A 26,159-nucleotide genomic window follows, 5' to 3' on the forward strand; every position below is an offset into this window, starting at 1 on the left:
TTTAAATCCTGCTCTATGTTAGTTTTACCTCACTTAGAAACAGTGGCAATGTTTGTCTCAAGTGTTTGTAATCCTTTAAGAGATTTCGCTTTATCTTTTGCTTTTAGCGAACCCTTCACCTGGGTCGCAGCATCTTCGATGACATTATAGGTTTTTGAAGATTTAGTTTTGACACCATCCTCAACTTTAGACCAAGAATTTTCAAACTTATTAAATTCCTGTTGAGCTTTCTCAAAGTTTCCGGCTTGCACCGCAGTTTTTGTATTTGTAACGACACCGGTCAAAGTATTAAAACCTCCCTGCGTAGCACTAGGGGTTTTAGATCCTGTTGTTGCCTTAGTGGTTTCTGTGGTAGTAGGAGTTTGGGTGGTGGATTTTTGATCGCTGTTGCATCCTACTAATGTCAGTAAGCTAATTGCAGTAACAGGGATGATGTAGATTAAGCGTTTCATAAGACCTCTTGAATAATGATAAGTCGCCAAGTAATGACGGTATCAGCTACTATATCAGCTAAAGTTGCTGGAGGTGTAGGAAGATTCTATGCTAGCTTTCTCTCTGTAAATGCTAAAGTTTTTTATACAATTTTTTATTGGTACGGTTGTATTAAGGCTGTTTTTCTATATTAATTTGGAATTGATACCTCATTATTTTTGATAAGTAAGTTAGGTGTTATTTGTTACTTTATTTATAATTAAAAAGAATGTAGAATTCAAAATTAATTAGTGTGGGACTTAAACTCACATATTTATCGGCTACTCATACAGAATTCAGACTGAACACTTTCTTGTTAAAAAGTCTTGCATAGAGTTGACAAATTCTTTTAACTCTAAAACTAAGTTAGTAGCATCTCTAAGCTCTTGCTCGTAAGCTAACTTTTCTAGTTTGTCAGCTGCTAGATACATAGCTGTGGCTCCAACATTGGCACTAGCACCTTTAAGGTGATGAGCTTCTCGCGCAATTTGCCTAAAGTCATCAGATGCGATCGCTGCAATGATGGTCTCTAAACGGGGTTCAACATCTTTAAGGTATATTTGCAATAGATTTAATTCAAATTCTCCATCATTTTCCGATATCCGATGCAAGTGTTCCCAATCAATTGCTAGGTTAATTGTGTCGTTGTTTGTGGTGGAAACTGTCTGTTCTTCAACAACTGGCTCTTGTTTTGAGAGGATAACGCCTGTCCAATGCTCTAGAGTGGCAGCCAATTTTTCTTTAAACACTGGCTTACTCAGATAGTCATCCATTCCTGCATTGAGACACATTTGTTGGTCTTCTTTCATGGCATTAGCCGTCATCGCAATCACCACAGGACGACGACGCAGAATAAAAGCGTTTTCTTGCCAACGATGAATTTCTTTTGTGGTTTCTAAACCGTCAAGAATTGGCATTTGGCAATCCATTAGAATCAAATCATAAGGAATTTTTTCTAATAGCTGCAAAACTTCCTCTCCATTGGCAGCAACATCGGCTTTGTAGCCTAAACTCTGAAGTTGCTTCAGGGCAACTTTTTGATTCACCAAATTATCTTCAGCTAAGAGAATTCTTAACTGGAATTGAGTAGAGGAGTTATGGGCAGAGGAAGTAAGAATGCTGGAAGTTTCTGTACTTGAGATTTTTTTGGTAGCCTCTAGCCTTCTTCCTTTAGACCCTTCTTCTGGTTGAGGCTGAGTTTTTAGAATAGTCATAATGGTATCAAGGAGTCGAGACGGCTTAACAGGTTTGATTAAATAAGCAGCAAATCTTATTTTGAGCGCTCGTTGCAATTGGGTGCGTTGATTAATAGAGGTGAGTATAATCAAAGGTATCTTAGCAATTGCAGAATTAGCTTTAATTTGTTCTTCTAAAGTTATGCCAGAAGTTTGAGCCATTTGCATATCAACCAAGACGACATCATAAGAATTACCACGCTCACAAGCTTCCTGAATAGCAATGAGTGCAGCAGCAATACTGTCAGCTTGATCTACCTGCATTCCCCAACTGGTAGCTTGATGATAGATAATTTTGCAATTAGTAGCATTACTATCTACCACTAACAAGCGGCGATTGTTCAAAAATCTGCCTTCGTTCTTGACCTTCGTGTAACGTGTCGCAGGCAAGAAGCTATCGGAGTTTGGCAAAACAGGTTCAAGTTGTTTGGCAAAAGACACCTCAAACCAAAACTTAGATCCTTTCCCCCTCTGACTTTCCACGCCAATGACTCCTCCCATCAAAGTCACCAGTTGTTTGCAGATGGCTAATCCTAAACCGGTACCACCATACTTGCGAGTGGTAGAAGCATCCACTTGGGTAAATGGCGTAAAGATTTTGTGTTGGTCTTCAGGGCTAATGCCAAGACCTGTATCTGTAATGGCAAAATAGATGGTGGCTGTTGTGGAGGAAAGGGATGGCTTTGTCAAAGGCGATCGCAATTCTATTTGCACTACGACTTCACCAACGTTAGTGAACTTGATAGCGTTACTAATTAGGTTCATCAGAATTTGCCGTAACCTACTAACATCGCCTTTGAGGTGGGTAGGGACGTTGCTATAAAGTAGTGCAGCAATTTCTAATCCCTTACTATGGGCTGATGGAGCCAATAACTCTACCACTTCTTCAACACAAGTGGATAGGTTAAAATCTAGAGTTTCGAGAGCCATTTCTCCAGCCTCAAGTTTGGAAAGATCCAAAATCTCATTGATTAAACTTAAAAGGGCATCTCCACTAATCCGAATTGTTTCAATAAAATCTCGTTGTTCTGGATTTAAGGGAGTATCTAAAACCAAACTGGTCATCCCCAAGACAGCATTCATGGGAGTGCGAATTTCATGACTCATATTTGCCAAAAAAGCACTTTTAGTCTGAGAAGCTAATTCCGCTTGGTGACGGGCAATTTCAAGTTCTTCTCGCTGACGAGTTTCTGCTTTTAAAAGTTGAGCTTGGGCTAAAGCAATGCCTACTTGGTCGGCTATTTGCCGCAAGAGATGAGTTTCAAAACTAGACCATTGGTGAGAATCATCACACTGATGGACTATGAGCAAACCGCGAAGTTCTTCTTTGACCAAAATAGGTACAACAAAGTTGACTTTGACCCCAAACTGTTGGATTAATTTCAGGTCACTTTGTTGGACTTCGAGTAAATCTAACTCAGCCAGTCCTAAAATCTCTCCTTGACGGTACTTTTGTAGATAGTACTGTTGCAGGTATTCTGCTCGTAAGTAAGGGGCGGTGATATTTTGCTCTTTGATTTCTGGTAAGCCAGAAATTACTGCTTCAACAACGGAGGTTGCAGACTCATCTGGTAAAAGCTGATAGATTAAAACTCGGTCAGTTTGGAGAATCTTTTGCACTTCCTTGACAGTGATTTCGAGAATTTCTTCGATTTGCAAAGACTGGCGAATTTTGAGGGTGATTTCGGTAAAAAGTTGCGATCGCAAGTTTTGGCGTTGTAATTCCTCTTCAGCCCGCTTACGCTGAATAAATTGCCCCACTTGCTCACCAATAGAATTCATCGTGTTGACTAAATCTTGGTCATGAGGTTTGATTTCACGATTGAAGCAGGTAATCACGCCCAGAATTTTGTTACCAGTCCGAATTGGAAAACCGAAAGCTGCGTGTAGCCCTACTTGAGCCGCGATTTTAAAATAAGGAAAATTCAGATCCGTGACGATATCAGTAAGCCAAACAGCTTCAGAACTAGCCCAAACACGCCCAGGTAGTCCAATTCCTTCTATAAAAGTGGTTTGCCGCTTCAGTGCTTCAAATTCTTGCACTTCAAGGGATGCTTTATGCCAGATGGAAAGAAAACGCAGCACATTTGCTTGCTGATCGACCATCCAAATTTCACCTAAATCCCATCCTAAACTCTCGCAGATTCCTTGTAAGATTCGGGGGTTAGCCTCGTTGATTGTGGTAGACTCTGCTAAAACGCGGGTTGCAGCATATTGTGCAGTTAAATGCTGTTGTACTCGTTTGCGTAAGCGAAGCTCGTCGGAGACATCGGTGATGTCAGTGCCAGTGCCAACAATGTATTCCACCAATCCTTCATAGTCTTTTAAGAAGGTATTCGACCAGGCAATCAGTCGGCGACTACCATCCTTCATTACCCAATGGTTCTCATGCTCCAAAAAGCCTCTACCAGTTAGCAATTGCTCAAAAACTGCTTTGACTGACTCTACTTCTTCAGGAAGTAAGAATAAGTTCCAAAAATACCTACCCCTCACCTCATCGAAGGAGTAACCTGTTATTTGCTCACAAGCTTGATTGAAACGAACGATTTGCCCTTGAGAATCGAGAACTATTACTAATGCACTGGCTGTATCAAGAACTGCTGAGATAAAATTGCGTTCTTGATTTAAGGTTTCTTCTGTCCTTTTGCGCTCTGTTACCTCACGATATATGAAGTAGTAGACTACAGCAAGAACGATAAAACTTAGGCAAATAGCGATCGCAATTGTCACAGTTGTTTTACGAGTCCAAGCTTTTGCTGTTTGTGAAAGTTGCTGATGCCGCTCCCTTTCCTCGTTCTCTATCTCATTGATCTCCTTGCCGATATCATCCATGAGATTTTGACTTTTATTTGTCAGTACTACCTGCAATGCCGCCTCTGCTCCATTTTTTTGGCGTAAGTTGATAGTCTGCTTTAGTTCAGTAAGTTTATCTGCAATTAGAACTTCAAGCGTTGCAATCTGGTTTGGTTGATCTGTGCTTAAATTCTTGAGTTTGGCAATTTCTTGCTCGGCATTGGTAAGTGATTCTTGATAGGGTTTTAGATAAATTGGTTTTCCAGTAATAATGTAACTACGTTGCCTAGTCTCCGCATCCTTTATTTGAGACAGTAGTTCTTTTAAACTGTTGATTTTTTGAGAAGTATTTTTTAATATACTGCGATTATTAATAGATACTGTTGTATTTTGATAGGAAACTACACCAATCAAAACTAAAATTACCGACGCGACACCAAAACCTGCTGCAATCTTTTTAAAAAACTGTTTGCTTACCTTCTGTGTCTGTTTGTTTTTCTTGGTAACAAGTACCAAACTTGCTAAATTTCGGCGCAATTCCAGTTGCTTGATGACTTGACGGCCTAATGCTCGTAATGCCTCTATCTGATCTGGAGTAAGTTCTCGTTGTACGTAATCAATCACACACAGAGTTCCTAGAGCATATCCTTCAGGGTTAGTCAGAGGTACACCAGCATAAAATCTAATATTTGGGTCAGATGTAACCAGTGGGTTGGTGGCAAACCTTTCGTCATCTCTTGCATCAGGCACAACAAAAACGTCAGGCTGTAAAATAGCATGGCTACAGAATGCAAAATCTCGATGTGTTTCTAGGGGATCTAAACCGACTTTTGACTTGAACCACTGGCGATTTGTATCAATTAAGCTAATTAAGGCAATAGGAGTCTGACAAATATACGAGGCTAAACGGGTGAGGTCATCAAAGGCAGCTTCAGATGGTGTGTCGAGAATTTTATACTCCAAAAGTGTCTCGATTCTCTGTATTTCGTTATTAGGTAATGGTGCTTTCATCCTTAAGCCTTATCTACATTTTGGGGGCTGGGGAAGAAGCAGGGAAATGAGGGAGATTAAAGGGGAGACAAGGAGATTGCCCACCATGCCCAATACCTAATATCCAATGCCAATGCCCAGGTCAATAAACTTACTTCAATTAATGACAATAGTTTAGTTAAAAGCGTTAGCGTAATTTCACTGAGTTCTAGCTGATGCATAAATTTGTCAAATGATTAAGTCTCTACTGTATTTTTTGTGGGCTGGTTTATTTGAAATTGGAGGAGGCTACCTAATCTGGTTGTGGTTGCGAGAAGGTAAGCCGTTCTGGTGGGGCATATTGGGGGGAATTGCTTTAGCTTTCTATGGGATTATTGCAACTCTTCAATCGGCAAATTTTGGCAGAGTGTATGCTGCTTACGGTGGTGTGTTTATCGCAATAGCAATGTTTTGGGGTTGGAAGGTAGACGGTGTAATTCCAGACCGCTACGACCTCATAGGAGCATGTTTAGCTTTAGTGAGTGTTCTCATTATCATGTTTGCACCCAGATCTTAAGTAGAACTTCTAGATTAATAAATTTTTTAATACCCGCTTTTCAGAGACTGACAAAAAATAAATTATCCAAAATTATTTATACATTTGTTTGGATAGCACATCTGTGCTATCTGGAGATGGGATGTTTCTTTTGCTGGAATCCCCTAAACACATAATAAGCTGACCAAAAATCGCCAAGGTTTTTTAATAACCAGCCGAAGATAAGCAAGAATCTGTATACTCCCGCGTAAATGCGTAGAGATAAAGAGAATTCATGATAAATTTGTACAAATTTTCTAAAAATTGATAATTATTATCAATTTTTACAAGTATCTTGTTTTGTAACAGTAAGTAACTAAAAATTTGGAGTTTTGTAGCGCTTGCATAAAATGCTATCCTGCACAAAAAGATGCAATCATTGCATGGTTACACTCTTGTTTCCATTTTGGCAACTACAATCCGGATTATATTTTTGTTAACATTTCCACAAAATTAAAGTTAAGTAACTTTTAAGACAAAAATGTGTAGCTAAAAGTAATCAAATGTAGTTAAGGATACAAATCGTTGGTGCTTAGGAAGAAAAAGAAGTGTTGAAGAAAATTGTGATGATTGGGGCTATGACCCTACTGTTTTTGGCAGGGCCGCTAATGGGCAATGCTTTTGCCCAAACACCAGCTGCTGCTCCACCAGCTGCTGATACTGGAGATACGGCATTTATGCTGATTTCAGCAGCACTCGTGCTGTTAATGACACCAGGATTGGCATTCTTCTATGGTGGATTTGTGCGATCGCGCAATATCCTAAACACATTGATGATGAGCTTTGTCTTGATGGCGATCGTGGGAGTTACCTGGATTCTCTGGGGTTATAGTCTTTCTTTCGCACCAGGGTTGCCTTTCATCGGTGGATTGCAATGGTTTGGGTTGAACGGTGTCGGTTTAGAGACTCAAGGCTACTTGCCGCACCTGCCTTATGAAGATGCGCTCAAAGCAGCAGACCCCAAATATGCTGATGTAGTCTCTTATGCCGGAACGATTCCCCACCAGGCATTCACGATTTATCAAGCCATGTTTGCCATTATCACCCCAGCTTTAATTTCTGGGGCGCTCGTTGAGCGGATGAGTTTCCGCGCCTATTCGCTGTTTGTACTGCTGTGGTCAACCTTCGTTTACGCCCCCCTAGCCCACATGGTATGGGCGAAAGGTGGATTCTTGGGTTTATATGGTGGATTAGGTGCCCTAGACTTTGCAGGTGGCACAGTAGTTCATATTAGTTCTGGTATTTCTGCTCTGGTAGCAGCGATCGTTCTTGGCCCTCGGAAAACCCATCCTGATCGCCTTAGTCCGCCGCACAACGTTCCTTTCATCTTGCTGGGTGCTGGCTTGCTATGGTTTGGTTGGTTCGGTTTCAACGCTGGGAGTGCCCTAACTGTTGCTAGTGGAACTTCTGGGGACTTAACAACAAATTTAGCAACAACAGCCTTTGTTGCCACCAATACGTCGGCGGCGGCAGCGACTTTAATGTGGCTAATTTTGGAAGCAGTTTTACGGGGTAAACCCACAGCCGTGGGAGCAGCTACAGGAGCCGTTGCTGGTTTAGTAGGTATCACTCCCGCCGCCGGATTTGTGACACCCCTATCAGCGATTTTAATTGGTTTCATTACCGCCTTTGTTTGCTTCTATGCTGTAAGTTTCAAGCACAAGCTGCAAATTGACGATGCTTTAGATACCTATCCGGTACATGGCGTTGGTGGTACAGTGGGGGCAATTTTAACAGCCATCTTTGCCACGACTCAAGTCAACGGCGGAGGTAAAGACGGAGTGCTGCGTGGTAATTTTGGTGAATTGGGAGTTGAACTAATAGCAATTGCCATTGCTTACGCGATCGCAGGTGTTGGTACGTGGATTATTCTCAAGGTTATCGATGCTACAGTTGGACTGCGTGTTAAAGAAGAAGCAGAATTGCAAGGTATGGATATCAACGAACACGGCGAAGAAGGTTACAATTCCGAGTTTGGCGATCGTCCGACTTAGTTAGTAGGAAATGGGAATTGGGAATTGGGCATTAGTTATTTCCCCTTTGCTCCCTCTGCTCCCTGCCCCCTGCCTCCCATTCCCCACTCCCGAATTTAAGATTGTGTAATTTGCGACCGCTAGCGTTAAAATTTGATTCAAATAATTGGTAAATTTCGCTAGTCGTGTCTACTTCTGCAAAAACCTTTCCTATCTGGGCATTTTTCTCGCTGTTAACCAACGGCATCCTAATGTTGGCGGTCATTCTGCTAATTTGGCAACAGCAGAAATTGGCCGCTTTTTTTGGGATAGTAACATCCCCAGAACAAATTAACCTGAACAACTCAACCCAAATTGCTACACCTGATTTGGGTCGCCGTCATCAACTCACTTATCAGGAGTGGGTAGAAATTCTCAAGCAAGAAGCCAAGGTCGCTGCTGACCAACTTCCTCCGCATTTAACTATCCTGGCGGGAGATTCTCTGAGTTTATGGTTTCCCCCTGAGTTATTACCCGAAGGTAAAACTTGGCTCAATCAAGGGATTTCTGGCGAAACCAGTAATGGACTCTTAAACAGGTTGAAAATATTTGACCGCAGCAAACCAGAAGTCATTTTTGTGATGATTGGCATTAATGACCTAATTCGGGGGGTGAGCAACGAGGAAATTTTAGATAATCAGCGGCAAATTATCAATTACCTCCGAAAGAGGCATCCCACCGCGCAAATTGTTGTGCAATCGATTTTGCCACATGGGGCAGAGGAAGCAACCTGGAAAGGACGAGATAAACTTCTGGCTGTTGCCAATAGTCGCATTCAGGGGTTGAATCAGCAACTGCAAAGCATATCTAGCAAAAAAGGTGTCAAATATCTTGATTTATATCCCCTGTTTACTAACAAGCAAGGAAATCTACGCCGCGAATTTACTACTGATGGCTTACATTTAAGTCCCGAAGGGTATATAGTTTGGCGTTCTGCATTGCAGATTTATAGCGAAATCGAATTAAAATCCCAGCAAGAAGAAGAGGGGAAAAGGTTAAAGGGTAAAGGGTAAAGGTCTTAAATCCTTTTACATCTTATCCTTTTCCCTTTCCCCCTCTCTGATAATATTTTTGAATACAACTGTGTATAAATCTCGTCTGGGCACGAGAAAATAAAAAATAGTGGTTGAAGTAGACAAATCTAATGGATACAAAAGCTTTTAAGCGCAGTCTGCAACATTCAGAAAATTACAATCGCAAGGGTTTTGGTCATCAAGCAGAAGTTGCCACCCAGTTGCAATCTGAATATCAGAGTAACTTGATTCAAGAAATTCGCGATCGCAATTACATCCTGCAACGGGGTGATGTTACCATCCGGCTAGCACAAGCCTTTGGTTTTTGCTGGGGTGTAGAACGGGCTGTGGCCATGGCCTACGAAACTCGTCAGCATTTTCCCACAGAACACATCTGGATTACTAACGAGATTATCCACAACCCTTCTGTAAATCAGCGAATGCAGGAGATGGAAGTAGAATTCATCCCTATTGAAGGAAAGAATAAAGACTTTTCTGTTGTTGGCACTGGTGATGTAGTGATACTACCCGCTTTTGGGGCTAGCGTTCAAGAAATGCAGATCCTTCACGAGAAAGGCTGCAAAATTGTTGATACAACTTGTCCTTGGGTATCTAAAGTTTGGAATACAGTAGAAAAGCACAAAAAAATAGATTATACATCAATAATTCACGGTAAATATAAGCACGAAGAAACAGTCGCTACTAGTTCCTTTGCTGGCAAATATTTGATTGTGTTGAATTTACAAGAAGCACAATATGTTGCTGACTATATTCTCAATGGTGGGAATCGTGAAGAATTTCTGACAAAATTTGCTAAAGCTTGTTCAACAGGATTTGACCCCGATCGTGATTTAGAAAGAGTTGGCATTGCTAACCAAACTACGATGCTTAAAGATGAAACTGAGCAAATCGGGAAGCTTTTTGAGCGGACTATGTTGCAGAAGTATGGCCCCATAGAGTTAAATCAGCATTTCCAAAGCTTCAATACTATCTGTGATGCTACCCAAGAACGGCAAGATGCAATGTTGGAATTGGTGGAACATAAATTAGATTTGATGGTAGTAATTGGTGGGTTTAATTCATCGAATACTACTCAATTGCAACAAATTGCTTTTGAGCGAGGAATACCTTCTTATCACATTGATACTGTTGAGCGGATTCAATCAGGAGATTCCATAGAACATCGGCAATTAAATGGGCAGTTAATAACTACAGAAAACTGGTTGCCAGATGGAGAAATTGTTGTGGGAATCACTTCTGGTGCTTCTACACCAGATAAGGTAGTAGAAGATGTGATTGAGAAGATTTTTGCTGTGAAAGCAACAGCCGCACTGGTTTAACAGTGATTACTTATCAAGGAAGAAAGTTCGTAGTCAAGACTTTAGTGCTGAAAAATCAGGACTAAAGTCCTTACTACAAACCCTCAAAACTAGCTTGACAAAGTACTAATGTTTACTGTTCACTATTTAAAAAATTTGTGAAAAATGAAGGCAGCAATATTCTTATTCAATCAGTGCCTCATACTCATCATGTGAACCAATCCAGATCCAGTAATAATCCTCGCCGTTCTTAATTGCTAGTGCGCGATATCCACCACTAATCCTGACTGACCACAAATCATTTCCAACTTTTTTGAAATGTAAAGACGGATAAAATTGATTATTAATCCAAAGACGATACGCCTTTCTAGCTTGCTCTTAAGCTTCAGGTGAAAGTACAGCATAAGAGCGCCAAAAATCAGGGGTTGTTAAGGATTTCATCTAACGGTTTTACCTGATTAGCTTCAATATCTGCCTTTGCATGCTGGATTAACTGATCCAATTTACCAGATTTTGCATCTACTTCAATTTGCTTGTCCCAGGCATCATTGAGATATTCTTGAAGCCAGTTTGATAAATCCCGCATTTCACCTTCAGACAATTGCATAATAGCAGCTTCTATTTCTGGGAGTGAGTTCATCTTGCTATCCTCAATCCAGCACTATGAACTATATCCTACCAAAATTGACGCAATAATTCAGAATTAGAATTAGCGTCAAATCTTAGTTATTAATCATGAATTAACATGACACAGAAATGGCTTTCTATCGTCGGCATTGGAGAAGATGGGTTACAGGGGTTAAGCGCGATCGCTCGTTCTCTAGTCGATCAAGCTAAAGTAATCGTCGGAGGCGATCGCCATTTGGCAATGCTGCCTACAGATGACCAACGTGACAAACTAGTCTGGACATCTCCCATTAGCGTATCTGTAGAAGAAATCATCCAGCGTCGGGGTCAGTCAATCTGCGTACTCGCAAGCGGCGATCCGATGTGTTACGGCATTGGTGTCACCTTGATGCGGCGAATTCCCATTTCTGAAATGACGATTATCCCCGCACCTTCAGCCTTTAGCCTCGCCTGTGCCAGGGTGGGATGGTCTTTAACTGAGGTAGAAACCTTAAGTTTGAATGGTCGTCCATCCTCCCTACTCCAGTCTTACATTTACCAAAAAGCGCGACTATTGATTTTGAGCGAAGGGAAGGACACGCCCGCCATTGTTGCGAAAATTTTGACAAATCGCGGCTATGGTGGCAGCAAAATTACCGTCTTGGAGCGTATGGGCGGCAATCATGAAAGAATTATAGAAGGCACAGCTGCATCTTGGAGTGAGACTGAAATTGCGGCTTTGAATGCGATCGCAGTTTATTGTATTGCTGATGCTGGGGTTATTCCTTTACCAAGATTACCAGGATTGCCAGATAACGCCTACCACCACGATGGACAGTTAACAAAGCGTGAAGTTAGGGCAATCACTCTAGCAGCTTTGGCTCCCACACCGGGAGCGTTGTTATGGGATGTTGGCGCGGGTTGTGGCTCAATTTCCATCGAATGGATGCGGAGTAATGCTCGGTGTCGAGCGATCGCGATCGAGCAAAATTTATCTAGACTACTCTATATTGCCGATAATGCCGCCACTCTTGGTACTCCAAATCTGCAAATCATTGAAGGGAAAGCGCCCCATGCCCTGAAAAATTTGCCAGCACCAGATGCCATTTTTATTGGTGGTGGAGTGACAGCAATGGGACTTTTTGATGTGTGTTGGGAAGCATTGCGGCCCGGTGGGCGTTTGGTGGCAAATGTGGTGACGGTAGAGGGTGAGCAAACTTTATTTCAATGGCATAAACAAGTCGGTGGCGATTTAACTCGTGTTGCTATTCAACGGGCGGAACCTATTGGAAAATTTTTGGGCTGGCGGGCAATGGCACCTGTCACGCAATGGGTAGTTATAAAATAATTTGATTTGTGCAGCATCTGAAAATGTGCCAGCTAAATCTTTAACTGCTTACTTTGTTTTGTACCCTTCTTATTGCAGAGAAGATACGCCAAGGGCAAAAGCAATAACCATATCAAAAGTAATTAACCGGACATCATAAGCTAAAAAACATCTAATTTGCATAATCGAATTAAATATAGCTCTTGTGGGGTGGGCATTTTGCCCGCCCAGTATATGCAATTTAAATGTGGAACCGCTTATCAAACGCTAAATCTGATTATTGTTTTTATACATGAGCCAATACTTTTGTCAATATTATTTTAGATGTGCTTAACCTACTTTATCTTTGATTTATAAATATTCTATTATCTTAAAGTTTTGAAAATTAGATGGAGATTCTAAGTTTTTTAGGGAACTATTAGATACGCAGAACAAATAATATATTCGTTTATGAACTTAAATTTACAGGCATCAAGCAAAACAACTCAGTCAAACAATAACTGGCATGATTTTGATCATTCATCGATGAATTTCAGCTATCAATCCGCAGTGAATACACTTGGACAAAAAGCACTGTCAGGACTGGAATTATCGTATTTGTTCCAAGATACAGTTAGTTTAGTAGCTCAAATACTCAATGTTAAATACAGTAGAATCTGGCAAGTACTTTCAGATAGTACTGCTTTGCGTCAAGTAGCTAGCGTTGGGGAGAAACCTTTAGAAACAGACTCTGCTGATATTAATGTCACAACTAATCAGCAAGTACAAAAATTCTTGGATAATACTCAGCTAATTGTTAATTGTAACGCACCCAATTGTCAGATCGATGATTTAACTATTCCCTCTCCTCCAGATAGCGTTACTGGTTTGAGTGTGCTAATTCCAGGTGAGAGTAAGCCTTTAGGTTTGCTAGAAGTCTATGCTACTGAGTCCAGAACTTTTTCTTCAGATGATGTTCATTTTTTACAATCTATAACCCATATTTTAGCAACAGCGATTGAACGCAAGCGTTCAGAAGCGTTAGTTTACACCCAAAGCCAAGTTTTAGAACAAGTTGCGTTTGGAGTCAACCTATATGAAATTTTTAATAACCTTTGTATCTTACTAGAGCAACAATTACCTGGAGCATATTGCTCCATTTTAGTTGTAGATGAAGAGAAGCGGCAGTTACGGGGCGGAGCAGCACCTACTCTCCCAGAAGAATTTGCTAAGGGTGTTGATGGTTTGATGATTGGTGAATGTTGCGGTTCTTGTGGTACTGCTGCTTATAGAGGAGATTCAGTATTTGCTACTGATATTGCTAATGATCCTTTATGGGCTGATTTCCGAGATTTCGCTTTGAGTTATAACATTAGAGCTTGTTGGTCATCACCTTTTACTTCGCAAACTGGTGAAGTTTTAGGGACATTTGCTATATCTCATAAATTTCCTTGTCATCCGACTCAGCATCATCTAGAAATTCTGAAAACTGCCACCCATATTGCCAGTATTGCTACAGAAACCTACAGAGCAGCAGCAGCGTTACAAAAGGCTAACAATGAGTTAGAACGAAAGGTTTTAGAACGAACATCTGAATTAAGAAAGGCTTTGCTGGATTTACAAAAAACACAAGCTCAACTGGTTCATAGTGAAAAAATGTCAAGTCTAGGACAAATGGTAGCAGGGATTGCCCATGAGATTAACAATCCAGTGAGTTTTATTGCTGGTAATCTCAGATATGCAAATCAGTATATCAATGATTTACTAAATTTAATTGCAGTTTTTCAAGAGCAGTATCCCCAAATAAATCCCACCATAGAAGCCAAAATAAAATCTATCGAGCTAGAGTACTTGTGTGACGATTTACCTAAGTTAATGGCATCTATGAGTACAGGTAGTGAGCGAATTACAGATATTGTTCTGGGCTTACGCAACTTCTCACGACTAGATGAAGCAAAAATAAAATCTGTAGATATTCATGAAGGCATAGATAATACATTGATGATTCTAAATCATCAGTTGACACTACCAAATAAATTACCTGATATTCAGATAGTTAAAGATTATGGTCAGATGCCTAAGATTAGTTGCTATGCCAACCAATTAAATCAGGTTTTTATGAATATTATCAATAATGCAATTTATGCCTTAAAGGATAATATGCAATATTGGCAGTCTGCAAATAAGATACCAACTATTCAAATAAAAACTTTAGTTGTAGACAACGAGAGGCTTTTAATTAGTATCAAAGATAATGGACCTGGTATGAAGTCAGAGATTCAGGAACAAATTTTTAATCCTTTTTTCACTACTAAACCTGTTGGTCAAGGAACTGGTTTAGGTTTATCAATCAGTCATCAGATTATTGTCGAAAAGCACCAGGGAAAACTAAATTGTATCTCTGCATTAGGTAAGGGAACTGAATTTCAAATTGAAATTCCTATTCAGAATTTTCAGCAGTCAGGAATAACATCAATTGACTCTTTACCTTAAAGTTGGGCTGTATCTCTTGTATAACTACCGATGTTCTTCCGGTGTGCTGGAGTTATTGCAGCGATGATTGGGCAAATGGTGGTACGAAATGGACATCGCCCTAACAGAATTCCCCTGGTTAACACTGGGGAATTTAGTTTACGCCTATATATTTCGTGAGCAACTTCAATCCTAGAAGCGGCTTGCTGTAGGCTAATCCAGAGGACATACAAAGCTTAGAACCACTCAATCTTGCAACATTATTACCAGAAACTGGTATAGTCTAAGCTTAATGTGCATGATTCAAAAGTCTTATTATCATCACAGCTAATAAATAGCTAGTTGCTGTATACTTGATATTGTGTTCCCTTTTAGACTGGCTCATCGTTCACAATAATCGCGGCAATTTCTTCATTGAAGCCATCTTTGTTGTGATTATCGTTGGTAAAAGTCACTTATTGGGGGTGAAATAATGGACGAGACTAATCTTGACGACAAAAACAAATTTCTTTACCCTCGTAGTCGCTATTACGGTCAAGTTAAGCCAGAGAATTTAGTATTTAATGCCAACCTTCAAGAATTTGCTCAAAAAGTTGGCTACATTACCAATCTAGAAACATCTGGAAAGCTTGGGCCAGAAGATGCTTACAAACAAATTAAAGCACTTTGGAAACAATTGAAGCGCAGTAAAAAAGCATTGTTCATTGATGAGGAACCCTCAGAGAAATCCTGAAATTAATCCCATTCCAAGCAAATGTTAGTATCTAGTAAATAAGGACGACATTTGATTGTACTTAATTGCAGTAAAAGTTGTGCCTAGGTTGAGCTACGCCTAGGCATTCTCATACTTACTACTTCGCATCCTCCAATATCAATGTAGACTCAGCAGTACGCCCAAATTCTTCTGGTGCATATTGCAGGTGAACTTCTGCACCAGGCCAGGAAAATGTCCCAGGGGTGACAGAACGGACTAAGTAATGCAGGCTATAAACTCCTGGTTCCAGGTGGTCAGCATAGGCGATAATGCGATCGCGGTAGATATTTCTAAAGCCAAGTTCCCAATTATCGGCTTTTGCTTGTAATGCAGCCGTGGTAGTTTGAAAACTTGCATCCACCGCCTCAAAACCTGCTGGTAGCGGATCTTTAATTACTATATGATCCACGGGGCGATCGGCGATGATTTCTAAACCAATATCAAACACCTGTCCAGAAGCTAAAGTCAAGGGTTTATCGAAAGCGTAAATCCCCGTTTTTTGTAAAACTTTCTCTTCATTTACTTGACTAAGTTCTCGCGTTATGCGTAAACCGTTAAATCTGCCTGGTTGATTTCCTTGCAAGCGATAATTATAAGCAACCAGATAGTGTAAAGTGCCATTACCTGCTTTTTGCAGCGTTAAATCATTACGACCACGAGGTAATAGATTCATCGGCACAATTAGTTGTAAGCTAGGATTTTTGTAACCTTCAAAGCGATTTTCTCCTAACTTATTACCAGCTAATTGCACAGTGGCAACAAAATTCGGCGGTGTGGGTTGCAGTTGACTATAATCTACCAAAGCTGTTAGTGCTTGGGCATTATTATAGTTAGTTTGCCATGTGCCGTCCCGGCGCAGTGCGAGAAGGCTTTGGAATAACTTATCTATAACTTCGGGTTTACTTTTCTTGGCAATAAATAAGCGTAAAGCTTGCGCTTGCGTCGTTGTAGATGAACTCATCCATCCCCAACTGCTGGGTAAACTCACAACTGCTGTGCGGCCAGTTTCATAGATATTCTGTTGCAGCTTGTTTACTAATTGTTGAGATTCATCTTGCCATTCTGGGAATTGAGATAAATATCGCGCTAGTTTAATTTGAGTTACTAAATCAAAATTATTATGCTGTTCGTAAATATCTGCGAGAAAAGTGTTGCGTTTATCTCCTAAATCTCCTAGGGCGATTAAAGCATTAATTTGCAGTTGCCTTTTACAGAGTAATTGTTTGCAAAAATCATATTCTCCAGGATTCGCTAGAACTTTTTGCAAATAAGCTTTGAGGCGAGACAGCATTCCAGAGTCAACTAAATTAGGGAACACCTGACTGGCTTTAGCCAAAGATTCACCTGCATAAGCAGAAACCCAAGGGTCGGATTTTTCCTGTCCGGGGAAAGCAGCAAAACCACCATCGGCTATTTGGAGTTTTTGTAATTGTTCGATTGCTAAATTAGCTTGTTGGCTAGGATTAAATTCTGCAAAAGTTTGACCATATTTTTGGGTGATAGTTTGCAAATTGGCCGCAATCATTAATTGACTTGCAGCAGGTTCTGTAAACGGCAAATCATTATCTTTTAAAACCTGCTTTGCTGGTGCTTGCATCTCCGGTATCAAAGTACTCGCTAACTGAATATCTAAACCTCCTGCATCAGGGAAGGTATTTTTATCAACATTCAGGGGAATTTTCACCTGTTTTTCGGTGACACCAGTTTCAACGACTTGTTCGGTAATTTCAATTGGCTTAATTTCCAAAGGTACTTCAAAAGCATCTGCGGCTGTACCATTTAGCTGAGTGGTAAAGCGAACCTTAGCAACTCCGACGCTATCCGCCAGCATTGGAAAACGATAAGCGTGAGTTGCAGATTCGGTTTTGGTTTGCAAAGCAGTAGTTGTGGGGTTTTTGTCAGCAAACTTCACATTGCCGCTAAGTTCGCCATTAATTGAGAGATTTCCTGTATTCCCGGTGTTGTTGGTGACGGATAAACCAGCGAGAATGCGATCGCCTGGACGTGCAAATTGTGGCAAGATGGCATTAGTTAGCAGTGGCTTGGTGGTGATAAACGTCGCGTCCCCATTCCCGAAACGCAGATTTCCATCGGTAGCGACAGCCATTACTCGCCATGTAGTTAAGTCATCCGGGAGTTTAAAAGTTATCTGTGCATTACCATTTGCATCGGTAAGAACAGAAGCGTTGTAGTAAGCTAAGGCTTTAAAATCGGTGCGAGTGCGAGTATTAGCTGCACCAGTTGAGAAACCACCACCATAACCCCAACCTTTCGGTTTAGCTACATCTTGCGGTTGTAATATAACATCCGCGCGATTATCGTTAAAGCGGGTAGATATTGTCTGTTCTGCATAAACTGTATCCACCAAATCTGGCGGACGATAACCAGAAAGTTGTAACACCGCTTCATTTACCACCATGACTGTAAACTGTCCTTTGGTGGGATTACCTTGATTATCCTTCAGTTCTAGTTGTACTGTTTCTTCTGCACCAGGTTCTAATGATGCTTGCACTGGTTTAACTTGCAGTTTTAAATACTTATCTTCTAAGTTAACTTTAAAAGGTGTAAAACCAATCTTCACCAAGTTATCTAAAGTTCCTACTTCCACTTGGCTAATGGGTTTACCTTGCCTTACTAATACAGCTTCAATGGCTGCATTTGGCAGCATTTCTGGTGTAACTTGAAACTGAATTTGTGGTGCGCTTCCTTGAACTTTGGTAATTTGTTGATAAAGGGGTTTGTCTTTAATCACCGCAAAGTACAATTCTGCATCTGGATAAGGAGATTGAATTAGTACAGTAGCAGTTTCACCAGGTTTAAACTCTTGTTTATCTAATTTAAGTTCTAAGACATCTTTTTCTTTCGAACCCCAAAATACTGGGTTTTGTCCAGTTGCCCAAATTTGTAAATCTGTGGCGCTTAATTCGGATTTTGCATCACTAAAATTCACTCTAATCCGGTATGAACCAGATTCCGGTGCTGTCAAACTTACCGATTGGGGATTGCTAGCAGATGTAATTTCTGCTTGTCCGACTGTTTTATATTCAACTTGATTTTTTGCCGTTCGGCTACCTTCAACTAATTGAGTGACACTGCTATATTTAATCTCTTGTAATTCCAGTAGCACTCGTTGACCTGTTATCGGTTTTCCTGTAGGGTCAGTAACAACTACATCAATAGGAAAAGCCTTACCAGCATTAGTAATAAAATTAGTTTTTAACCCAATTAGACGATTGCTTGGTAAGGCTGTAAAAGTTTTGGAATTCGCTACAGACAGATTAGAAACATCTGCAACTTGTACATCTACTTGGTAAGTCATGGGATATGGCAAATCTTTAGCCACACTAACCGTTTGACTACTTTTACCATTAGCATCTAGTTGGGTATTATTTTGCAACACATCACTAGAGACACTAGGAGATTCTTCTGGCCATAACCACTGCCGACCAAAAGTAAATTCGTCCCAACCTTTGGGAATAAAATTAGCCTGTTGACGAGTAATAAAGTATTTTGCTTCTCCACCTTCTACAGGCGCACCAAATAAATAATTACTGGTAGCATTAATATTAACTTTATCGTCAATGTAAGCAAATTCTTTATCTAAGTTAAGTTCGACTTTAAAATTTGGTGGCTTAAACTCAGCCACTCGAAATTCCCCAGAAAGTTCTTGTCCATTCTTACCCTTAGCCTGGATTGTATGGTAGCCTAAGCGCTGGGTAGTTTTGATTGGCAATTCCAGAGCAAATGTACCAAATTCGTTTGTAGTTTGCGTACCTAAGTTGGTCTTTTGCCCATCAGGATTTACTAAAGTTAATTGGTAAACGGCATTTTTATCTTGTTGAATTGTGCCATTTTGCAAGAAGCCAGCAAAACCAGTAAACCAAGCTTTTTCACCTGGTTGATATAACTGTCTGTCTGAGAAAATTACCCCGCGTGATTCTGGCTTACTATCTTGCCAACCTGCATCAATGCCGTAACCATAAACACCGCTATATTCTTCAGTTCTAGCGAATGCCCAATCTTGGCTTTCACGGGCAATTACTAATAATTGTGGTGATTTACTAGAACTTTCATTCCCAGAATAACATTGCTGTAATTCTTCACGAACAATTCTAAAAATTCCATTTTCATCAGTTTTACCAGTTGCACAAGGTACTGGTTCTGGGCGAGATTTTGCTTGTAATTTTGATTGATAAATTTCCACAGCCGCCGCTTGAACTGGCGAACCATCTGTCAAATGATTGACGCGAATTAAGCCTGAATCAGGGAACCACTGAGTAAATACGCCCAAATTCGTCAATTCAACCATGCCATAAGTGGTAGGTTCTCGCCACAGTTCTTTACCATTCTCCTGATATTTATTAGTACGGGCTTGCACTCCATAAGCTAACATTCCTGTAGCTGCACTTATTTTTTCCCGCAGAGGAACAGCAATATCGACTGATTCATTCTTCTTACCCGATACCTTAAAGCTTTGCCAATCAGAAGGTTGTGGTAATAAATCACTACTATTATTAAAATAAACTAAATCTGTCGGTTTAACTGCTCGATAAGCTGCTTTATATTTAGATTCTGGAAGATTTCCGGTAGTAATATTTAGCTGTAAATTTTTATCTGTGGGGAAAATATTCAAATCTGATGGCACCCAGATATCCCCGGCTAAATCTCCAGTATCATATTTAAGCGTGATGGGTTTACCTAAAGTCTGACCAAACTTATCTTTGAGATTTCCGTCGATAGTGATTGTATAATTTTTAGCTGGTTCTAGCGCATAAGGATTGATACCAACAATTTTATCTTCATCATTTATTTGGATGATTCTCGAAATGTCTTTTGGTGCTGGATTAATGGTGATACTTTCTTTGGCTGAATCTGGCAGTAAGACATTATTAAATTCTAGCTGGGGACTGCCTTTAATAAATCGTCCAAAAGTTCCACCTGAATCTGGCTGTCCGTAAAAGTTGATTTTCTGGAATGCTAAAGGTGAATAAGTTACTAACTTACTGGCAAATTCTTTCTCTGTAGAGAGATTGCCATAAGCAGGACGTATTCCGGGAGAAAAGACTAGGCGATAAGGAGTTGCCTTTTCGAGGTTTTGCTGTGGAATGAGATTATAAATCCAATTGCGGGCTGAAGGGTCAAATTTTTCTAAAGGATCTTCTTCATTTTTTACTAGTTTTTCTTCTTTATTTAATTCGACTTTGAAGCCTACACCCTTATTTTTTCCTTCAGGAATTAACTGTAATTTTTCTTGTACAGAAGCTAAATTTAATTCTACGTTAGAAGTAAACTGTAGCTTTGGTTGTAAATCAATGGGTTCAATATCAGCCTTCTCAATGGGATTGACACCGGGTAAATTAGTCAGGTTGATAGATTCGGTATTGAAAGTCCAAGGTAAATCTTTATCTAAGCGATGATTTTTTAAATCAGCTAAACCTGCTTTGAGAGTGACTTGAAATCTTGTCGCTATTGGCAATGCTTTCTCAGCTTGAAAACCTACCATACGCGGTGTTAAAAAGCGAAATTGGCCGGGTAAAGGCGGCCAAAGGGCAAATTTTTCTAATATTTTCTGTTGTTCTGGACTATCAAGATTTTCAACTGGAATTAAAGCTTCTTTAAAACGGATGCGAATTTGGTTGAGAGGTTTTGCATCGCCAATAGGACTAATTTGTTCAATCCAGTCTGGTAATTTTGGTGGTGTAAGTGAGGATACTGCTGGGAGTTGTTCTTTACTTGAGTTGATACCAAAAAAATTACACCCTGTCATTGCTAGCATGAATGTAAAGAGAAGAAGAAACTGTATCTTTCTCTTCTGGCGTGGGGAACGGCTAATTTTTTTTAACGAACCGCCAAGAACGCCAAGGACGCTAAGGAAGAAATAGACAATTTTATAGTGCAAACGGAGTAAAAATCTGATAATCATATTTTTAGTAATTCAAAATAAAAAAATCACAAGTTATAGCGAACAAAATTTTACACGCCTTATTGAGTTGGCAATGCCAAGACAAATAAAGGATGCTATATGACTATTTTTTACCTAGGGTTTGGATTTAACTATGTTTATTTACATAGATAACTAATCCTGTGTGATTGTTCCTATAAATTACTACAATTCTTAACTATGAATCAGTATTTAACTTCTGCAAATATTAATTTACATCTACTAAGTGATTTCAAATAAATTATTAAGGATTTGACATATTTACTGATATCGATGTAATTGCTGCGTCAAAATTAAAGTAGGTTTTCTTGACAGGGATTCCCTGATGAAACTAATTTTACGATCGCTACTCCAAATTAAGCACAGTAGCAAATTTATCTTGGCTGTGCTGGTAATCTGCCTGCTTATACGCTTATTACCGTATTTTGCACCCGTTCGGGCCGCAGACATTGCTCAAAATCAGTTGGCAATGCAATTTAGCGATCGCAATGGTTTACCATTAGGAACATTACTCACCCGTGACCAAGAACATACATCAGTAGTCGCACTAAGTCAGGTTTCGCCCCAGTTTATCCATGCTATTTTAGCCGCCGAGGATGGCAGCTTTTACCATCACGGCGCGTTGGATATGAAAGCTGTTATCCGCGCCAGCAAAGAGGCCATCCACGCGAAACGAATTGTTTCCGGCGCTTCCACTATTACTATGCAATTATCGCGGATGTTAGATCCCGTCCCCCGCAGCTTTTCTGGTAAACTGCAAGAGATTTGGCTATCTTGGCGGTTAACAGCAGGGATGAATAAAGATGAAATTCTTTCTGCATATATTAATCGGCTACCAATGGGCGGGAATATATATGGTGTAGAAGCAGCCGCACAGACTTATTTTTCTATCCCAGCGAGTGAGTTAAATCTTGCTCAAGCCAGCTTGTTGGCCGCTATCCCCAATAATCCCACATACTTTAACCCTTACGAACATTGGGAACGGTTAAAGCAGCGACAAAAATACGTCCTTAATCGTATGGTAGAGGAAAAATATATAAGTGGTGCGATCGCAGACCGAACACAAACCGAAAAAGTTGTGTTTCAATCTCGTCCACGGGGAATTATCGCCGCACCACACTTTTTATTTTGGTTAGCGAATCAAATGCCCGCCCTTGAAAAGCAAGACCGGGTGGATAAATCCGTTATTCGCACAACTATAAATCGCCCTTTACAGCAGTTTGTGGAAGCACAGGTGCAGCAGGTAATTTCTTCCCTAGCGGCTAACAATGTCCATGATGCCGCTGCATTGGTGATTGACAACCACACTGGTGAAGTTTTGGCTTATGTCGGTTCACCTGATTACTTTAATCAAGCAAAACTAGGACGCAATGATGGAGTGCAAGCGCTACGTCAACCTGGTTCTACCCTCAAGCCTTTTGTCTATGAATTAGCTTTAGAAAAAGGTTTAATTCGCCCAAATACCATTTTGGCAGATGTCCCCGCCCGTTATGCAATTCCTGGTGCGAGACTTTATAGCCCAACCGATTACACCGAACGCTTTCTTGGCCCTGTGCGGGTGCGAATCGCCTTAGCAAATTCGTTGAATGTACCCGCAGTAAGGGTGTTAGAAAAAGTAGGTGTGGAGACTTTTTTAGAACGATTGCATCAACTGGGGTTTGAAAATCTCAATCAAACCCCAGAACATTACGGTTTAGGGTTAACTCTCGGTAGCGGCGAAGTCAGTTTATGGGAATTAGCCCGTGCTTACGTTACTATGGCACGACTTGGAGAGTCTATCCCAATAGTCAGCACATTTTCTGATTCTCCAATTCAAAATCCAAGTTGCGCTGAAAGCACACCAAATATGCGATGTAACATCCAAAATTCAACGACGATATGGCAATTAATTACTAATATCCTCAGTGATAATCATGCTCGTGCAACAGCATTTGGTGTAAACTCTGTGTTAAATTTACCCTTTCCTGTTGCTGTTAAAACTGGCACTTCTTCCAATTTTCGTGATACTTGGACAGTTGGCTTCACTACCGATTACACCGTCGCTACTTGGGTAGGCAATTTCAACGGTGAACCGATGCGACAAGTTTCAGGTGTGACAGGCGCTGCACCCTTGTGGAATCGGATTATGCTACACCTGCACGAACATCAAGAACCAGCAGCTTTTCCGCCTCCAGAAGGTTTAGTGCAATTACCTATTTGTGCAATTTCGGGATTACGACCAACACCAGATTGTACTTCAGTGGTGCAAGAATATTTCTATCCAGAAGATAAAATTGCCTACGAAGGTGACAACCAATTTAACTTACCACCAGAGTATAACGAGTGGTTGGCAAAACAACAGCAATCGAGTCTTGTTTCTACTAATTTGAGAATTTTGTCTCCGCATCATGGCGATTTATTTTTAGTCTATCCAGGTGAAGAAACGAAGCAAAAACTCGAATTTAAGCTAGCGGGAAATAAATCTGTACCTGTGGAATGGTGGCTAAATGGGGAAAAATTAGATACAAATTCAGCTAACTCTTTATTTTGGAATTTGCGCCCTGGAAAGTGGGATTTGGAAGCGAGAAGCGGTGAAATGACTGATAAGGTAAGTTTTAAGGTGGAATTAGCTAATATTAAACCTACTCGTCGAGGATTTTCTATCAGTAATTATCAGGTAAAGGAAAATCGCCCATAATTAAAGAGTAATGCCTTACCTTGCTACAAGGCATTGATTAAAAAAGGCAGGAATTACCTGCCTAGTTCCGTTAAACGGTTTGATGAGTGAATTATTGCAGAGCGTATTGACAAAACCATTGCAAGATTATGTCAAAGATATGACTATAAATTAATACGCTTGGGTTAGCCCTAAAAACCTAGAAAATTCCAAATGAGTTTATATTTACTTACTGCATCTGCTTGATGGGAATCTCAATTACAAATTCTGTACCCTTCCCAGGTGCAGAAATGCAGTTGATTTTTCCCTTATGCTTCTCTACTATAATTTGGTAACTAATAGATAATCCTAAGCCAGTACCTTTACCTACAGGTTTAGTAGTAAAAAAAGGGTCAAACAATCTAGCCTTAACTTTCTCTGGTATTCCTATCCCATTGTCTTTAATACTAATAATTACAAAATTTTCATTTTTAACTTTAGTATGGATAATAATAGAATTCAGATGTTTTTTAACATCTTTTTTTAAATACTCTTCTTGCTGTTCACATAAAGCATCAATAGCATTACTTAAAATATTCATAAATACCTGATTTAATCCTCCTGCATAACATTCAATAAGAGGCAGATTTCCATAATTTTTAATTATTGCAATTTCTTGCTGTTTATGACTTTCTTTAAGGCGATGTTCTAAAATTAATAGCGTGCTATTAATTCCTTCATGAATATCAACAGGTTTCATTTCTGCTTCATCAAGGCGTGAGAAGTTCCGCAAAGTTAACACAATCTCACAAATGCGCTCAGTACCAACTTCTATTGAGGATAATATTTTTGGCATATCATCAATAATAAACTCTAAATCTATCTCATCAATCAGAGTAGTTATTTCTGGATTGTAATTACAATTATCTTGTTTATACAGCTTAATTAAAGTTAGTAATTGCTGACTATATTCTTTAAGATGTATCAGATTACCATGAATAAAATTAACTGGATTATTGATTTCATGAGCAACACCAGCAACTAACTGGCCTAATGAGGACATTTTTTCAGTTTGAATAAGTTGTACTTGAGTGTATTGTAATTCTTGTAGTGTCTGTTCAAGTTGAATATTTTTGTGTTCTAATTTTGCCGTTCTCTCCGCCACTTGCATTTCCAATCTACAATTTGTTTCTTCTAAGGCGGCTTGAGCATTTTTTTTATCTTTTAAGTATTGCTGCAATAAATTCAATACCAAAAGCCATGCTGGAATCAGTAGTGCTAAACTTATAACAGATTCTAAAACTGCCCAAAATATTCTTTTATAATATTCATCAACCTTCTGCTGTAACTGAAGTAAGATATTACGATTTCTTTTGGCAACACCCTCAGCATAAATGTGTTTTTGAGTTTGATATTCTCGGCTAGAAAGTAGTAGTTGTGCTGTCTCTTTTTGATTTTTGTTAACTAACTCAAAAGATTTATATTCCATTGCGACCAAAAGCTGATTAGCAACATCAATTTTTTGGGCATCCTCATTTTGATATGCTTTAGGAGCCAGTTTGATAGATTCTTTAATAGCAATATCGAGTTTAGGCTCAAATTGGCGATATCGTTTTTCCCAGATAGAGTTTCCTGTAGCAGCATTCATCCGGGCTGACATTGTTAATACTTCATCAAGATAAGTAATTTCATCACTCAGCGTTTGTAGTTTAAATTCATGTTTAATAATACTGTTGAAGTTATAATATACTTGCCAGTTTAGCCAAATTTGAGGAATAAACAAGATTAATGTCAACAGGACTGTTACAGTTATTAGTTGAGAAGAAACAAATCTCAGTTTGTAAGGCAGGCGCATTTTTATATTGTTTTTTTAGATCATAATTGTGTGTTAACTAAAATTAGCACTTCCTATAAGCCTTTTTTTCAGTATTAATACCGAATAAATAGTTGGGAAAACTTTTCCAGGCAACATTAATAGACTATTAAAATGATGTATTAACCAAAATTTAAAATCATTTTCTAGCTAATTATGTAAACT

General features: G+C 39.7%; 14 protein-coding genes. 8 read left to right on the forward strand and 6 right to left on the reverse strand.

The features are described 5' to 3' along the window. Window positions 1-29: 29 nt before the first annotated feature. Both G1O98_RS15305 and G1O98_RS15310 read right to left on the reverse strand, forming a co-directional pair. Complete coding sequence (locus G1O98_RS15305) at window positions 30-452, reverse strand: DUF4363 domain-containing protein (protein ID WP_163929581.1); 423 nt, start codon at window positions 450-452, stop codon at window positions 30-32. Window positions 453-767: 315 nt separating this feature from the next. Continuing rightward, complete coding sequence (locus G1O98_RS15310; protein ID WP_163929582.1) at window positions 768-5,510, reverse strand: GAF domain-containing protein; 4,743 nt, start codon at window positions 5,508-5,510, stop codon at window positions 768-770. Between the two features lie 211 nt (window positions 5,511-5,721). Here G1O98_RS15310 and G1O98_RS15315 point away from each other — a divergent pair, with 211 nt between their 5' ends. The 4 genes from G1O98_RS15315 to G1O98_RS15330 all read left to right on the forward strand — a co-directional run bounded on the left by G1O98_RS15315 (window position 5,722) and on the right by G1O98_RS15330 (window position 10,428). Beyond that, window positions 5,722-6,045 (forward strand): YnfA family protein, encoded by a 324-nt coding sequence (locus tag G1O98_RS15315; RefSeq protein ID WP_163929583.1) that lies wholly within the window; start codon window positions 5,722-5,724, stop codon window positions 6,043-6,045. A gap of 566 nt (window positions 6,046-6,611) precedes the next feature. Continuing rightward, window positions 6,612-8,057 (forward strand): ammonium transporter, encoded by a 1,446-nt coding sequence (locus G1O98_RS15320; RefSeq protein WP_163929584.1) that lies wholly within the window; start codon window positions 6,612-6,614, stop codon window positions 8,055-8,057. Window positions 8,058-8,221: 164 nt separating this feature from the next. Then, entirely contained in the window at window positions 8,222-9,088 is an 867-nt protein-coding gene (locus G1O98_RS15325; RefSeq protein ID WP_163929585.1) for an SGNH/GDSL hydrolase family protein, read from the forward strand. A gap of 131 nt (window positions 9,089-9,219) precedes the next feature. After that, the gene (locus G1O98_RS15330) at window positions 9,220-10,428 is read left to right on the forward strand and encodes a 4-hydroxy-3-methylbut-2-enyl diphosphate reductase (RefSeq protein ID WP_163929586.1); all 1,209 of its coding nucleotides are present in this window, start codon (window positions 9,220-9,222) and stop codon (window positions 10,426-10,428) included. Between the two features lie 397 nt (window positions 10,429-10,825). On the opposite strand, the gene G1O98_RS15335 is transcribed toward G1O98_RS15330, so the two are convergent. Further along, window positions 10,826-11,047, reverse strand: coding sequence for a hypothetical protein (locus G1O98_RS15335; protein ID WP_163929587.1), 222 nt, complete (start codon window positions 11,045-11,047; stop codon window positions 10,826-10,828). Window positions 11,048-11,152: 105 nt separating this feature from the next. Here G1O98_RS15335 and cbiE point away from each other — a divergent pair, with 105 nt between their 5' ends. Continuing rightward, window positions 11,153-12,361: a precorrin-6y C5,15-methyltransferase (decarboxylating) subunit CbiE gene (gene cbiE, locus G1O98_RS15340; RefSeq protein WP_163929588.1), complete on the forward strand. Its 1,209-nt coding sequence runs from the start codon at window positions 11,153-11,155 to the stop codon at window positions 12,359-12,361. 429 nt (window positions 12,362-12,790) lie between these two features. Next, a complete protein-coding gene (locus tag G1O98_RS15345) occupies window positions 12,791-14,812 on the forward strand; it encodes an ATP-binding protein (protein WP_163929589.1) in 2,022 nt (673 codons plus the stop codon). Here the strand turns inward: G1O98_RS15345 and G1O98_RS15350 are convergent. Further along, entirely contained in the window at window positions 14,809-15,024 is a 216-nt protein-coding gene (locus G1O98_RS15350; RefSeq protein WP_163929590.1) for a hypothetical protein, read from the reverse strand. The genes G1O98_RS15345 and G1O98_RS15350 overlap by 4 nt on opposite strands. Before the next feature lie 239 nt (window positions 15,025-15,263). Between G1O98_RS15350 and G1O98_RS15355 the strand changes: the two genes are divergently transcribed. Beyond that, complete coding sequence (locus G1O98_RS15355; RefSeq protein ID WP_163929591.1) at window positions 15,264-15,524, forward strand: hypothetical protein; 261 nt, start codon at window positions 15,264-15,266, stop codon at window positions 15,522-15,524. Between the two features lie 118 nt (window positions 15,525-15,642). On the opposite strand, the gene G1O98_RS15360 is transcribed toward G1O98_RS15355, so the two are convergent. Then, the gene (locus G1O98_RS15360) at window positions 15,643-21,312 is read right to left on the reverse strand and encodes an alpha-2-macroglobulin (protein WP_243458449.1); all 5,670 of its coding nucleotides are present in this window, start codon (window positions 21,310-21,312) and stop codon (window positions 15,643-15,645) included. Window positions 21,313-21,811: 499 nt separating this feature from the next. On the opposite strand from G1O98_RS15360, the gene pbpC reads away from it, so the two are divergent. Further along, window positions 21,812-24,163, forward strand: coding sequence for a penicillin-binding protein 1C (gene pbpC / locus G1O98_RS15365; protein ID WP_163929592.1), 2,352 nt, complete (start codon window positions 21,812-21,814; stop codon window positions 24,161-24,163). Between the two features lie 208 nt (window positions 24,164-24,371). Here the strand turns inward: pbpC and G1O98_RS15370 are convergent, their stop codons facing one another. Next, window positions 24,372-25,976, reverse strand: a complete 1,605-nt coding sequence (locus G1O98_RS15370) for an ATP-binding protein (protein ID WP_163929593.1) — start codon at window positions 25,974-25,976, stop codon at window positions 24,372-24,374. Between the last annotated feature and the right edge of the window lie 183 nt (window positions 25,977-26,159).

Source organism: Nostoc sp. UIC 10630 (assembly GCF_010747425.1).
GTDB lineage: Bacteria > Cyanobacteriota > Cyanobacteriia > Cyanobacteriales > Nostocaceae > Nostoc.